At 42.3% G+C, this 14792-nt stretch carries 13 protein-coding genes; all 13 read right to left on the bottom strand.

Annotated features, from left to right (window positions below; translation table 11 throughout):
- Window positions 1–2: 2 nt before the first annotated feature.
- Complete coding sequence (mvk, locus tag BFS05_RS03095) at window positions 3–1250, bottom strand: mevalonate kinase (protein WP_103084541.1); 1248 nt, start codon at window positions 1248–1250, stop codon at window positions 3–5.
- A 362-nt stretch (window positions 1251–1612) separates the two neighbouring features.
- Window positions 1613–1993: a 50S ribosomal protein L7/L12 gene (gene rplL, locus BFS05_RS03090; protein WP_103084540.1), complete on the bottom strand. Its 381-nt coding sequence runs from the start codon at window positions 1991–1993 to the stop codon at window positions 1613–1615.
- Window positions 1994–2087: 94 nt separating this feature from the next.
- On the bottom strand, window positions 2088–2609 hold the full coding sequence (rplJ, locus tag BFS05_RS03085; RefSeq protein ID WP_103084539.1) for a 50S ribosomal protein L10: 522 nt from the start codon (window positions 2607–2609) through the stop codon (window positions 2088–2090).
- 393 nt (window positions 2610–3002) lie between these two features.
- The gene (locus BFS05_RS03080) at window positions 3003–4409 is read right to left on the bottom strand and encodes an NCS2 family permease (RefSeq protein WP_103084538.1); all 1407 of its coding nucleotides are present in this window, start codon (window positions 4407–4409) and stop codon (window positions 3003–3005) included.
- A 250-nt stretch (window positions 4410–4659) separates the two neighbouring features.
- Window positions 4660–5439 (bottom strand): phosphate ABC transporter ATP-binding protein PstB, encoded by a 780-nt coding sequence (gene pstB / locus BFS05_RS03075; protein WP_103084537.1) that lies wholly within the window; start codon window positions 5437–5439, stop codon window positions 4660–4662.
- Window positions 5440–5528: 89 nt separating this feature from the next.
- Window positions 5529–6611 carry a phosphate ABC transporter permease PstA gene (pstA, locus tag BFS05_RS03070; protein WP_258004212.1) on the bottom strand — a complete coding sequence of 361 codons (1083 nt, stop codon included), beginning with the start codon at window positions 6609–6611 and terminating at the stop codon, window positions 5529–5531.
- A 1-nt stretch (window position 6612) separates the two neighbouring features.
- On the bottom strand, window positions 6613–7521 hold the full coding sequence (gene pstC, locus BFS05_RS03065) for a phosphate ABC transporter permease subunit PstC (protein ID WP_258004226.1): 909 nt from the start codon (window positions 7519–7521) through the stop codon (window positions 6613–6615).
- A gap of 142 nt (window positions 7522–7663) precedes the next feature.
- Window positions 7664–8947 (bottom strand): phosphate ABC transporter substrate-binding protein PstS, encoded by a 1284-nt coding sequence (gene pstS / locus BFS05_RS03060; protein WP_180978572.1) that lies wholly within the window; start codon window positions 8945–8947, stop codon window positions 7664–7666.
- 205 nt (window positions 8948–9152) lie between these two features.
- Complete coding sequence (gene mtnN / locus BFS05_RS03055; RefSeq protein WP_103084535.1) at window positions 9153–9878, bottom strand: 5'-methylthioadenosine/S-adenosylhomocysteine nucleosidase; 726 nt, start codon at window positions 9876–9878, stop codon at window positions 9153–9155.
- Window positions 9871–10377 carry a hypothetical protein gene (locus BFS05_RS03050; protein ID WP_103084534.1) on the bottom strand — a complete coding sequence of 169 codons (507 nt, stop codon included), beginning with the start codon at window positions 10375–10377 and terminating at the stop codon, window positions 9871–9873. The genes mtnN and BFS05_RS03050 overlap by 8 nt, the downstream gene beginning before the upstream one ends.
- A gap of 106 nt (window positions 10378–10483) precedes the next feature.
- Window positions 10484–11665, bottom strand: coding sequence for a 3-deoxy-7-phosphoheptulonate synthase (locus BFS05_RS03045; RefSeq protein ID WP_103084533.1), 1182 nt, complete (start codon window positions 11663–11665; stop codon window positions 10484–10486).
- A 165-nt stretch (window positions 11666–11830) separates the two neighbouring features.
- A complete protein-coding gene (locus BFS05_RS03040; RefSeq protein WP_103084532.1) occupies window positions 11831–13165 on the bottom strand; it encodes a C1 family peptidase in 1335 nt (444 codons plus the stop codon).
- Between the two features lie 84 nt (window positions 13166–13249).
- Complete coding sequence (locus BFS05_RS03035) at window positions 13250–14719, bottom strand: coiled-coil domain-containing protein (RefSeq protein WP_103084531.1); 1470 nt, start codon at window positions 14717–14719, stop codon at window positions 13250–13252.
- Window positions 14720–14792 lie beyond the last annotated feature (73 nt).

The raw sequence follows: 14792 nt of genomic DNA, 5'->3' as shown, positions 1-14792 counted from the left end.
ACTCACTCGCTTTCACTGTCATATTCGCTGTCGCTTTTGTTAACGCTTTCGCTGTCGTCTTCTCCGCAGCATTCTCCGCTTCCTTCGCCGCAAATTCTATTGCAGATTTTATTATTGCGTTCATTAGCATCATCATCAATATCTACAATCCAAGTTTGCTTAGCTCCAGCAGATTTAAACGCTTCACTGACTTTACGCGCGCAATCTTCAGAATCAGCGAGTGCTATAACGCATCCACCGCCGCCACCGCCCGTTAACTTTGCGCCTAAAGCTCCATTGTTATAAGCAGCATTCACTAAATCATCTAACAGCGGCGTGCTAATTCCAAGCTCTGCTAATATTTTGTGAGCTCGAAGCATCCTAGCTCCCATATCTTTACTACGACCTTGAGCTAAGTCATCTTCTGCACTCAATGCGATATCGCCTAATTCTTTTAACAAAGCATTAACGAAATCTGGATTTTCTTCACGCTTTTTTCGCAAAGCTTCAACAGTTACTCTCGTCATACCTTTGCAACCAGAATCAGCAAGTACAATCCACGCTCGCATATCTATATTCATGTAGCTAAACGAACCGTCACCATACTTAACTGGTGCAAGCGATGAAGTTGCAACAGCATCTAGTCCAGAAGATCTACCGTGAGCAACTAATTCAGCTTGCTGAGTTAAAGAGAATAATTTCGATTTATCTGCTTCAACACCGTAATAGTCTAAGATTGCACGAATAACGGCTCCAGCAGCAGCTGCAGACGATCCCAATCCTCTTTCCGGAGGGAAGTCAGATTCCGTAAGAACATATAAAGGCTTACCATCCCATCCCGTGAAATCTAAAGCGGCGTGAATAGCGGTTCTTATAGAAGCTAGCCTTTTAGGTACATCGCGCAAAAGTCCAGTAAAATCAAGCGCACATAGTACAACACTATCGTCAATATTTTGACTATCCGCATTCTGATTATCTGCATTATTAGTATTTGCATTCTGGTTATCTAAAGAAACTTCATTAGAAGAATCAAACGCAGAATTTTCTAAGCTATTTTTAAATGGACAAGAATCTGTAACAGTCGCGTTTATACAAAGATTGCGCAAAGGCAATGCAACAGCAGGATATCCATATACAACTGAATGTTCTCCAAAAAGGATTACTTTTGCACAAGTTTTTCCATGGCCAAGGCGAGTATGCGCAGAAGATGAGTTTTCACTCCCACCCGTTGAAAACGTGTGACAAGTGATTGTTTCACAAGTGCATTTCACCGTATAAGCCTCCCTTTTAGGAATAATCACAAATGATTATAAAATACCACAAGCGACTATAAATGACTGTTCCAATGTAGTATCCAAAAAATCAAAAAACTACGATAACACGAATACACTTACAACACATTCACATAATACATTTAGAAATAGTGTTTAAAGCAAATAATGTCTTAACTAAATAATCAAATTAAGGGTTAATTCCCAAAAAGCTAATTAGTAATGCGCCAATCCCCAACAAGCTAATTCACAACACATAAATTCACAAAAAAAGCGAAAGCAACAAAAAGTCACTTTCGCTTTGTAAAGCATTCAGATATTACTGCATTAAGCAGATAATACTATCGGAATATGCAATAGAACTACTTAAGTTCTACAGTAGCACCAGCTTCTTCGAGAGCAGCCTTAGCCTTGTCAGCATCTTCCTTCTTAGCCTTCTCGAGAACGGCCTTTGGAGCACCGTCAACGAGAGCCTTAGCTTCAGCCAAACCGAGGTTGGTCAAAGCACGAACAGCCTTGATGACTGCAATCTTCTTATCGCCAACAGAAGCGAGGACGACATCGAACTCGTCCTTCTCTTCTTCAGCAGCACCGGCAGCAGCTGGAGCAGCAGCAACAGCGGCAACAGGAGCAGCAGCTTCAACGTCAAACTTCTCTTCGAATGCCTTGACGAACTCAGAGAGCTCAACGAGGGTCATTTCACCGAAAGCTTCAAGAAGCTCTTCATTACTGAGCTTAGCCATAATGGCTTCCTTTCTTACTTGGCCGGGCACGCTTTGTGCCTTACGCCATCAAATTTTTATTAATATTTGGCTCATGCAGCAAGCTGCAAGGGTATCAAGCGGCCTTTTCCTGCTTCTCGCGCAAAGCGTCGATAGTACGCACAGCCTTTGTTGGCAAAGCGTTGAACAGGTAAGCGGCCTTGGACATAGTGCCCTTGAGCGCGCCGGCCATTTCGGAAAGCAATTCTGGGCGAGACTTGAGGTCTGCCAACTGCTTTGCACCTTCGGCATCGTAAACGGTTCCATCTGCGAAACCGCCCTTAACGACGAGGGCTTTATTCTCTTTGGCAAAATCACGCAAGGTCTTAGCAACCTCAATGAAATCACCCTTTACGAAGGTGATTGCAGTTGGGCCAGCGAGAAGCTCGTCAAGACCTTCAATGCCCGCTTCCTTAGCAGCAATACGAGCAAGCGTGTTCTTAGCCACAGAGTAGGAAGTATCGCGGCCTAGCTTTTCGCGCAGAGCAGAAATCTGCGGAACTGTAAGCCCGCGGTACTCGGTGAGGTAGATAGCATCTGCATTACGGAATAATCCGGTAAGCTCAGCAACTACCGCTTCCTTTTCGGGCCTCTTCATGGCGTTCCTTCCTAAATTGGCCGTCAGTTCGAAAGAAACACATCAAGCTTAATCTAAACAGAGCAACAAAAAAGCCCTGCGCACTGGCAGAGCAACATAAGAAACACTAAAGCGTGCTTAAATTTTCGATTTACAATAAATACTTTGCAAATCATTGCTCAACCTGTGCTGGCCTGACGCATCAATTTCAGGAATTTTTCAATTCCACCAACGGTCTGTGGTTTACGTTGGGATAGTTTAATATGCATCTAAGACAATGTCAATAATATTTGCAGTAAATCTAAGAATAAATTTAGAAAAATAAAGACAGAAATAAAAACAGAAATAGAAATGGAAACAAAAAGAGGGTATGTAATTTACACACCCTCTAATTTTTAAGATTCTATTCTTAAATTATTTCTCAAGCACAGCAAGTGCAACAAAGTTAAGAATGAACAAAGCTGAAACAATCCAAAGCATTGGATGAACTTCTTTAGCACGCTTTGTAAACACCTTAACCAAGCAGTACATGATGAATCCAGCAGCAATACCATAAGAAATGTTGTAGGAGAACGCCATGAACACTGCAGCGAAGAATGCTGGAATTGCTTCAGTAATATCATCCCAAGCAATTTCCTTCAAAGAGCTTGCCATCATGCAGCCGACAACCACAAGCACACCGGCAGTTGCAGCAGCAGGTACAGCGGAAATGACTGGAGCAAATAGTATAGAAAGCGCGAAGCAAATAGACACAACTACAGAAGTTAAACCAGTACGACCACCAGCACCAATACCTGCAGCAGACTCTACGTAAGTGGTGGTGTTAGAAGTACCGAAAATAGCACCAACGGAAGTTGCGATAGAATCAGCAAACAAAGCACGATCCATCTTGGAGCTAAATCCAGAGCCGTTTTCAAGAGCCTTTTCATCCGCCTCAGAGAAGATACCAGTACGGCGACCAGTACCAATAAAGGTACCCAAAGTGTCGAAAGTATCAGACATTGAGAAAGCAAAGATTGTTATTAAAACAAGCGGAATACGAGCAGGATTTGAGAATAATGCTGGGAATCCCTGATCGCTAAATATTGCGCAGAAAGTAGTTGAAAGCTGGTTAAAAGATTCCACAATTGAATTTGAATTACTCATGTTAGTCAAACCCATTGGAATGCCAATTAACGAAGTCACAATAATAGTAATAAGTAAGCTTGCACGAACCTTAAGAACCGTAAGAACAATTGCTAAAACAAGACCTATTAAGAAAAGCCAAATAGCTGGATTATTCATAACAGAAAGTCCTGGAACTGCAGGTGCTGGCTTACCCTTAGCGGATAAAGCTGGATTTTTAGAAGCAAAAGTGATAAATCCAACGTGGTCGTTAACCATGCCAACGTAGGCCACGAATAAACCAATGCCACCGCCGATTGCGTGTTGTAACGAAGTCGGGATGGCACGAATAATCATTTTACGAATTTTAGTAACGGTAATAAGAATGTTAATTAAACCGCATAAGAACACCATAGACAGTGCTTCTTGCCAAGTAAATTTCAATCCGAAGCAAACTGTGTAAGTGAAGAATACATTAAGACCCATGCCAGCAGCCTGAGCGTAAGGCACGTTAGCAAACAAGCCCATAACAAGGGTACCAATGATTGCTGCAATAATTGTTGCTAAGAACACGCCACCAGAAGGCATATGAGTTTGGCTTAAAATCATTGGATTTACGATAATAATGTACGACATTGCGAAGAATGTAGTGAGACCTGCAGTGATCTCCGTTGGTACATTCGTGCCGTTTTCTTTGAGATGGAAGAACTTTTCCATATACTCTCTGTTCCTTGGTTTACAAGCGCAAAAGACCAGAAAAGCGCGGCGAAAGCACTTGAGCAATCGCGTACGCAATTACATTTGGGCATTCACGCAGAGGTTACTGCGACTCGTCGGCAAGAAAAATATTGCGAATTGTCATGAAAAACATGAAATTCACAAAATCTTTGAACCACCGAACAGCTCTGACCTTACGCGCACGTACTGACCAAGGGAATACACTTAAATCAAAAAAGTATATAACAAATCAGCCAAAACGGCCGGAAATATAACGCTCAGCTTCAGCGTTGCGCGGATTGTTGAACATAGTAGTCGTGTCCGCAAAGTATTCCAAATGCCCCGGCTGCCCTACGGCTTTCAAATTAAAGAATGCCGTGTAATCAGCAACACGCGCAGCCTGCTGCATATTATGAGTCACGATCACAATCGTGTAATCGTTTTTAAGCTCGTTAATCAAATCTTCTACAGCCAACGTAGAAATAGGATCAAGAGCAGAGCAAGGTTCATCCATAAGTAAAACTTGCGGATGCACAGCCACAGCTCTAGCAATACAAAGTCGCTGCTGCTGACCGCCAGAAAGACCAATTCCAGGCTTATCTAAGCGATCCTTAACTTCATTCCATAAGTTCGCGCCTCGTAAAGCCCACTCAACTAAGTCATCTGCATCTGATTTTGCTATACGACGATTATTCAAGCGAACTCCAGCAAGCACATTTTCGCGAATAGACATTGTTGGGAAAGGATTTGGACGCTGGAAAACCATTCCAACATCGCGGCGAACTGCTACAGGATCCACATCTTTACCATATAAATCGCGACCTTCAAGAAGCACTTGACCTTCTACGCGCGCTCCCGGCGTAATCTCGTGCATGCGGTCAAGAGTTCGCAAAACCGTTGATTTTCCGCATCCGGAAGGCCCAATAAAAGCCGTAACCTTATTTGGCTCAATATTAATATTCACGTCTTCTACAGCAAGAAAATCACCATAGTAAATATTCAGATGCTTCACATCAATGCGCTGACCCATTTTGCACTCACTTTCTAAAAATCTATTTCGCTCTATTCGCTCTATTTGCCTTATTCATTTTCATTCAGCTTCATTCAGTTTTATTCGCTCTATTTCGCCTTAACCGAAAACACTCGAGCCACAACCCTACCGATAATATTCAGCAAAAGAACAACAATAATCAAAGTCAAAGCTGCCGCCCACGCGCGTTCCATAGGTATTGAAGTAACACAAGAAGCAGGAGCATTAGCTGGGCAATTTGCTGAAAGTTTAGAATACTCCTGATAAACATAAACCGGCAAAGTCGTCATCTGCCCGTCAAAAAGATTGAAATTAGTAGATGAAATAAAACCTGCAGCCATAAGCAAAGGAGCAGTTTCACCAATAACGCGAGCAACCGCTAAAATACATCCTGAAACAATTCCAGGCAGTGCGGTACGCAAAACAACTTTCGTAATCATGCGATGCTTAGTAACGCCCAAAGCTAAAGCGGCCTCACGCAAATCAGTCGGAACAATTTTTAGCATTTCTTGAGAAGATTTAACAACTGTTGGAATCATAAGAAGCGAAAGCGCCACAGATCCTTCAAAGCCATTAATCGTACCTGGGCCAGCAAGAAAAGCAAACATAGAAAAAGCAAACAAGCCCGCAACAATAGACGGAATACCACTCATTACGTCAACAAGCAAATTAATTATTCGAGCAATTTTGCTTCCGCGAGCATACTCAATCAAATAAACAGCACACATTAAGCCAATTGGTATAGAAATAAGCATTGCTCCAAAAGTAATTTCTAACGTTCCAATTATTGCATGCAAAATTCCGCCATAACCGCCTGTGCCAGTAGCATTACCACCGACAACGTAAGTCATGTTATGAGTTAAGAAATCTATATTAAATCTTTTAATTCCATGAATAATAGTCGTATAAAGCAAGGAAAATAACGGGATTACTGCCACAATAAATGACAAGAAAATCAATACGCGCATCAAAAAATCTTTACGCTTTCGCGCGGCAATAGAAGATCTTGTAGGTCGGAATTTATCGAAATCTATAACTGGAGCTTTATCTTCAATATTAGATTTATTTTCAATCTTAGACTTATCTTCCAATGATTCTTTATTCACATCAATATTATTATTCAAAAGATTATCGCTTAAAGAATCATTTTTACTTTGCTGAATACTACTCATATCAAGCACCAGCCTTTCCAGTAATCTTTCGCGCTATGAAATTCACAGCAAACGAAATAAGGAACAAAACAAGGCCGGTTCCAATCAAAGCACTTACACCTAAACCATTAGCTTCAGGATATTGTGCGGCAATATTAGCCGCAATAGTTTGATTTTGAGATGCTTGCAAAATATTAAAACCAAAAGTAAAACCAGGAGAAAGAATCATTAAAACTGCCATTGTTTCACCAAGAGCGCGACCAAGACCAAGCATAGACGCTGAAACAATGCCAGATTTAGCAAACGGCAAAACAGCCAACTTTATCATTTCCCACTTTGTAGCTCCAAGCGCGAGCGCGCCCTCCTGTTGTAATCGCGGAGCTTGCTGGAAAATATCTCGAGCCATAGAAGTGATAATAGGAAGAATCATCACAGCCAAAACTAAGCTAACTGTTGCAGCACATCTGGAAGGATTTGCTACAGAGCCGGAAAATAGCGGAATCCAGCCAAAGATTTTAGAAACCCAATCCCAGAAAGGATACATTGCCGGGACTAAAACTAATCCACCCCACAAGCCGTAAATAACGGATGGGATTGCTGCTAATAAATCAACTACTCCACTTAAAAGCGGAACAATTTTCTTAGGTGCGTAATGCGATATAAATAAAGCGATACCGATTGCTACAAAGAATGCAAATAGAAGAGCAAGAGCAGACATTAGCACAGTTCCAAAAACTAAAGGAGCTACATAGCTTACAAAATCGTGCGCTTTGCCGGCAGTAAAATCTGCATAAACGGCTGACAATTGCGCGCGATCGCCTACAATTAATGGCCATGCGCAAAAAAGTAGAAATACTGCTACCGCTGCTAATATTAATAAAATTAACATTCCACAAGCGCAGGCAATATACTTGAAAATATTGTCTGCTATATGCCCGCTCCGATGATTATAAGAATTTTGATCATCTGGAGTTGTTTTTGCATTCTTTGTAGAACTCACCCATACTCCTTTATGCTGATATGTTCATAATATCAATTTTTAAAGCAATTTTTAAAGCAATTCATAAAGCTTTTTACTTTCCGGTTTTAATCGCTTGAATTGATGTGCTAATTTTGCTTACCAAATTTTGCGGAAGTGGAGCAGTTCCAGCAGCAGAGGAAGCCGCATTCTGACCATCACTACTAGTTACATAGCTAAGCCAAGACTTCACAAACTTAGCAGTTCCAGAATCCTTATAAACCGGGCAAGCAATATCGTAAGAAACTAACACAATCGGATATGCATCTTTTAATTGCGTAAGATGATTTACTTTCACAACAACGCGATGTTGATATTTAGTAGCAGCATCAACATCGATTTGTGAATCAGATAAAGTGTTTGAAGCCGCTTCTGGAGAAATATCAATATAAGAATTATTAACTTTTACCGCAATTGTTCCAAGCTTGCCAACCTGCGAAAAATCAGCATAACCAATCGAACCATTTGCCATGCGAACAGTTGACACAACACCTGAAGTACCTTTCGCACCTTGACCAACATTATTTGGCCAGTTTTCAGAAAGATTATGCTTCCAATCATCTGGAGCAGCATCCTTCACATAGCTTAAGAAGTTCTGCGTTGTGCCAGACTTATCAGAGCGGTGAACAACCGTAATTGGAGTGCTAGGAAGTTTTAACTTAGGATTTTGCTGCTTAATAGCGTCGTCATCCCAGCTTGTAATCTTGCCGTCGAAAATTTTAGCAATCGTCGAAGCGTCCAAATTAATATGCTTTCCAGCGTCAGAAACACCTTTTAGATTAAAAATAATCGCAATTGGAGAAACATACACAGGCACATCGAAAGCCGAGGTGCCATTAGCGCAAACCGACTTAGACTTTTCAACCTCGTCGTCACTAAGAGGCTTGTCTGAACCAGCCCAGGCAGTTGCACCCGTCATAAAAGTAGTAACTCCAGCTCCAGAGCCGGTTGGGTTGTATGCTATTTTCGCACCAGGATTTTTAGATTGGAATCCTGCAATCCACGCTTCTACTGCAACCTGCTGAGATGAAGCGCCAGATCCTTGGAAATTGCCGGAAATTTTGGCACCGGAACCTGTAGAAACTGTATTTCCTGCAGGAATATTGTCTCCGCAAGCAGCACAAGTTGCACATAAACCGAATGTGAGCGCGGCCGCTGCAATAGCACGGAACTTCATTGAGATTTTATTTGTATTTAGTTTTGTTGTATTTAGTTTTGTTGTAATTACCTTGGTTGTATTTGCCTTGGTTGCATTCAATTTGTTCATATTTAATTTGTTCATATAGTTACGCATATTCTTCTTTCCTTTCGCGAAGAATTGCCTTGCGCCCCACCACACTTTCGCATTCTTATAGCCGTATTGCGAATTGGGCGCATTCTCTTAATTAATCCCTATCTTTTTTTATTAACGCAACCATCATAAATAGGTGGGTTAAACCGCACCGGCAAAAATAAAATGGGTACCAAAAATGGCGGTATTTGGCGCTACTTATTGCGCTATTTGCGTAAACGTAGGGTGGCGACCACATCAGCGTGTCGAAATGTCACAAATTGCGGATTATATTTACAGTAATTTTTGCAGCAGTATCCGCGTATTCGGAAATATCGAAAGTCTTAAATGTTTCGTATTGAGTATCCGCGTTATCACTCATTGCGCGCACAATAAGCGCAGGAACATCGTTACGTGCAGCAACATGCAAGACTGCTGCGCCTTCCATTTCCACAGCATCCGCTTGAGTAGCTGCAATTACTTCTGCTACTTTTTCTGGAGAATCAACGAAATAGCCTCCGGACGCAATTGTTCCTGAAATATGCGTAATTTTCATGTCAGTTAATACATTGCTAGCTACTTTAAGCAAGTAATCATCTGAATGAAATTCGCTTGCAAACGGCTTCCATTGACCGATTAAACGCATATCAGTATCGAGATATTTTACAGTTTTTCCAAGAACGACATCGTTCATATGCAAATTTTTATTAAGATTTCCTGCAATACCCGAAAAGATTACGACTTGAGGGTTATATGTGTCAATAAGATACTGCACAGTTGCAGCAGCATTAACCAAGCCCATGCCACCAACCGTAGCCGCGACTTCGATTTTCCTACCATCTGCCGAGTCAAGAGTTCCACAAGACACATCAAGACTCGCAGCCTTCTTAAGACTTACATTTTCAAGCGCGCTAGAAATATGCGCAACTTCTTCCTCTAAAGCGCCAACAACAGCAACTTTAGTAATATCAACTTTCGTAATTTTCTCATTATCAGACATCAACAGAATCATCCTTTTTTACTTCGCTACTTATGCATTTGCTATTACGATTAAACAAAAACGCGCATACTAAAGTCATAATAACAAAAGTTAAAGTCGCAATATTCAGCAATGCGCCGCACGTAAAATCAAACCAAGGATTCACAACAGGAACATTGAGAAACGCAATAATTTGATCCTGCAAAGCAAAAAAAGCGAAAGATCCAGCTATAATCAACACACAAATTAAAGTGCCAACAATGCGACGCCATCCGTTAGCAAAAACAAGCAAAGCAATTCCGGTTACAAACGGTATAAAAACGCTAAACCACAAAGCAGAAAACGTAACAAGCGTATACCCAGCACTATGCGTGCCACGATACCATGCAAAAGCAAGCAAAATAACACCAGTTGCAATCAAAGAGAACAATACATAACGCACAATCGGTAGCGCTTTACACGCAAAACCTTTATTCGCTTTATCTGCTTTATTCGCTTTATTCAAGTCTTTGTTATACATTTCAACACACTCCCTTGTACGCAAAATATAGTGCAAAAATAGACGGCAAATACAGTAAGAAATATAAGCCTAGCAGAAGTAAATTGAGATTATCTTACTACAATCTCTAATCTCTACGGCGTGTTGCAACAGATTTAGCTAAAGTTCTTAGCAAATCGGCCGTATCTTCCCAAGAAATACAACGATCAGTAATAGACTTGCCGTATTCAAGCTCGCCAAGAGGAGCAGGATCTTGATTACCACCCTGCAAGAAGCTCTCCATCATAACGCCTTTAATACCCTGCTCGCCAGCAGCCAAACGATCCGCAATCTCACGCACAACCTCAATTTGGCGACGCTCATCCTTGCCAGAATTACCATGCGAGCAATCCACAACCACGCCGTGCGAAGCCATGCAACCAGTACCCAAGCGCAAACGAATCGAAGCCACAGCAGAAGCAACCGACGCAGCATCATAATTAGGGCCCTTACTAGAACCGCGCAAAACCACGTGGCAATCCGGGTTACCAAGAGTCTGCACAGCACAAGCGCGACCAAGATGATCAATACCAAAGAACGTATGATGCTGGCTCGCAGCCAAGCAGCCATTCACAGCAGCATAAACAGAACCATCCGTAGCATTCTTAAAACCAACCGGCATAGAAAGACCACTAGCAAGCTGACGATGAATCTGAGACTCGGTATTACGCGCACCAATCGCACCCCAACTCACAGCATCCGCAATAAACTGAGGACTAGTCGGCTCCAAAAACTCAGTAGCAGCAGCCAAACCAGCATCCAAAACACCAAGCAAAGTCTTACGCGCAAGCAACAAACCCTTATGAATATCATGCGTTCCATCAATATCCGGGTCGTTAATCAAACCCTTCCATCCAAGAGCTGTACGCGGTTTTTCAAAATACACGCGCATAACAATAAGAAGCTCATCTTCGAGCTCCGAACGCAACTTAGCCAAACGATTCGCATAATCAAGAGCAGCCTTAGGATCATGCACAGAACACGGGCCAACAATAACAAGAAGGCGATCGTCGTCGCCATTCAAACAGCCGCGAATCTCATCACGCGACTCAGCAACAATATCCTGCGCATACGGCGACAACGGCAACTCACCAAGCACCTGAGCAGGAGTTGGAAGCGGCTCAAGCTCAAGCACGCGGCGGTTAATAATGCGATCCACACCAACCTGATCCTCCCAGCGCTGGAATTTCGCAGAATTAAGCGGATTTTGACCATTTTCAACAGCTTTTTTAACCACGCTTGAAGCACACTGTTCAGCTGTAGATTCCATTTGTCACCATCCTATAAAACAAAACGCGCACCGCCGCGCTTAGCTAAGCCACTGCATTCGCGCGGTCTAAGCGCGCGAATACCCTCGCCGCAGCAGAAGCACACTGTGCTTCTGCACTAAGCGGCTCGGCGCTTTGAGGTAGGCTAATTTCCTAGTGAAATTAGCCTAGGCCAAAGCTCCCATTGGGTCCCACGCCGGTAATACAATTGCTGGTTCTTCTAGTGCTTTGCGATATTCTTCTGGAAGCAAATTCTTCGGAACTGCAACTTCATACACGTATTCAGTGAACCAATCGTCACTCATCGTAAAGTAACCCTTGTCCGCAATGTCCGCTCCCCAAGAGTTCTCCACGCGCCAACGACGAGTAGTAGTTCCATCATCAGCAACATCCACACCAGCAAAAGCCATAGCGTGATTCATAGCCGAATCAGCAAAACGTACGCGCTGCTCCTTATTCAAGTCAAAATCAACGCCATAAACGCGATCATACTCGAACAAATCAGTAGCCCAAGCGCCATTATCGCGATCCATCATAGGATGGCAATCAGCGCCGAACCACACAGGAATGCCCTGCTCAACAAGAACCTTACGCACGCAATCCTTCATAAACTGGTTTGGCACGTTCAAATATTCCGTGGCATCTCCACCAGCAACATTACCCAAGTGCTCAATAGCAATCTTCTTGCCCTTAGGATGCTCAGCGCGAGGATCATCTACCAAGCAAACATAATCTTCTAAGCCAGCAGTAACGTACTTCTTCCAAAACTCAACTGGCGTAATCTCTCCGTCGCGATGGAATTTTCCGTCTTCATCCGTCCACTCCCAATCGAAGCTTTTTGGAGGCTCACCCAAGTGAATAGTTAAGATCCTATGACCTGCAGCCGTAGTTTCAGAAACAATATCATCAATATCAGCAGCATTAGCATACATATGAGCAACAGCTGTATGCAAAAGCTTTTTAAGCTGAGTATTCATATCACCAGTGTCTTTAGAAGACTCAGTTTCTGGATATAAATCCTTTGGAACAGCACCATACTTCTTATAGACGTTCATAGCCATAGTCCACTGGCCGCCGTCACCCATAACATCACTAAGCAAATGCTGCACTAAACGAGAATCAGAAGGCTCACCAGAACGAACAAGATCAGCAACATCTTTCAAGAAATAATTAACTCGCTCAAGCTTGTCATAATACATGGCATAATTCTGAGAAAACTCAAAATCCTTAACTTTCAAAGCTTTTTTAGCCACGAATCGAGCAACATTCAATGAGCTAAATAACCAGCATCTGCCAGAATGATCCTGATGTCTTGCGTCGCCATTGTCTACAATCGTTGAAAAACGGCGCTGAAGTAAACGCGCACGATCATAATTCTTAGCAACCTTATCAATACCAGCTGCAGTCACACCATTCATAGCCAAACGATTCAAAGGATTTGCATCAAAATCATCTCGCAAACCTTGCAATGCCTCTGTAGTTAAAGCAGAAATCTCAGCCACTTTTCAACCTTTCTAATTTCCTATATTTGTAAATTCACTACAATTCTTAATTCTTACAATCTTATATATTTCAATAACCTAGCGTCACGATTCTTCAGATTCAGCAAGAGCATCTTGAATTTCACGCTGAGCCTCGCGCTGAACACGTTTAGAATCATCATTTTGGCTATCATCAGAGTTATCAGATATAGCAGACACATTATTATCGCTAGCATCAGCACCGCTGAGATTATCAATATCTGATTCATCCACATCATCATTTAAATCAGCAGACATACTATTGGAACCCTGCTGCTTATCATCACCAAAATCAAATCCTGCAAATGCGTTTGTAAAAAGCGAACGCAATTCAGTAACTCGCTGAGTAATAGTTGCTTCTCTATGCTGCAACTGATTCAACCTAGCAGTCATACCATCTAATTCTTGCTGAGCTGCAGCCCTACGCTCTTCAACCTGCTCAGTAGCTTCTTTCATAGCTTTTCTAACAATTTGAGCAGCTTGCTCATCAGCTGATTTATGCGTTTGAGCAGCATAATCATCCGCATCTTGATGAATTCCCTTTGCACGAGCAATCAGCGCTTCAGCTTCTTCCTGAGAAGCCTTTTCGCGATCCTTCAAGCCAGCAAGCAAAGCGTCAACTTTCTTAGTCGCATCTTCCTGTTGCTGAGCAATATCCGCACGAATCTTCTCAACTTCCGCACTCACCTGACTTAAAGTCTTAGTGCGCTCAACTTGTGCAGCATCAGCAATCTCTTGAGCCTTAGCGCTAGCAGCATCAGTAATTTCGCCTGCCTTACGCTGTGCTTCTGCCATCATTTTCGAAGCACGCTCGCGCATATCAGCCAACTTTTTATTCGCATCAGCCAAAGCTGTTTCAATCTGATCGTTCGTTTCAGCTTTAGCATGAGCAATCTCATCATTAGCCGTAGAACGTTGCTCAGCTATTGCTTTAGAAGCTTCCGCCTTCATATCAGCAATATTTCGCTCCTGCTGAGCTAATTCAGACGCCATCTTCTTATTGTGTTCTTCTCTAGCATTATTTAATTCCAATGTAGTTGAATCACGCAAAGCCTTAACATCACGCTGAGCTGAAGAACGAAGTCGATCTGAATCTTCTTGCGCAGCATTCATCATTTGCTCAGACTGTTTACTTGCATTCGAAAGCATTGTATCAGCCTTAGTTTGCGCTTCCTGCAACAAATGTTCAGCATCCAACTTTGCATTATTAAGCAAAGTTCCAGCTTGAGCACGAGCAGTTTTTTTAATCGAAGCAGCATCTTGTTTGGCGCGCTCTAATAATTGAGCGCTAGTTTGCTCTGCAGAAGCAAGTAACTGTTGAGCATTAGCACCTAAAGACGCAAAAGTAGTACCACTTTTAGCTCGTTTTACGTTATTTTTTTCTTCTTGCAATTGAGCTTGAAGCTGCAAAATAGATTCATCACTAGAACGTACTTGTTCTCGTAAACGCGCTACAGTACGCTCATAGTTTGCTATAGCTTTATTTACTTCTTCTTTGTCGTATCCTCTTAATCCGACTGAGAATCGATCCACCATGGCGTTCCTTTCACCAACAGCATACAAAGCAGACAATCTGCATGCGAATACCAGCATTAACGCTATCACTTAC

This window comes from Gardnerella coleohominis, assembly GCF_002896555.1.
GTDB lineage: Bacteria > Actinomycetota > Actinomycetes > Actinomycetales > Bifidobacteriaceae > Bifidobacterium > Bifidobacterium vaginale_F.
The sequence above is the reverse complement of the archived record's forward strand: the minus strand, read 5'-3'. Positions and strand labels throughout refer to the sequence as shown.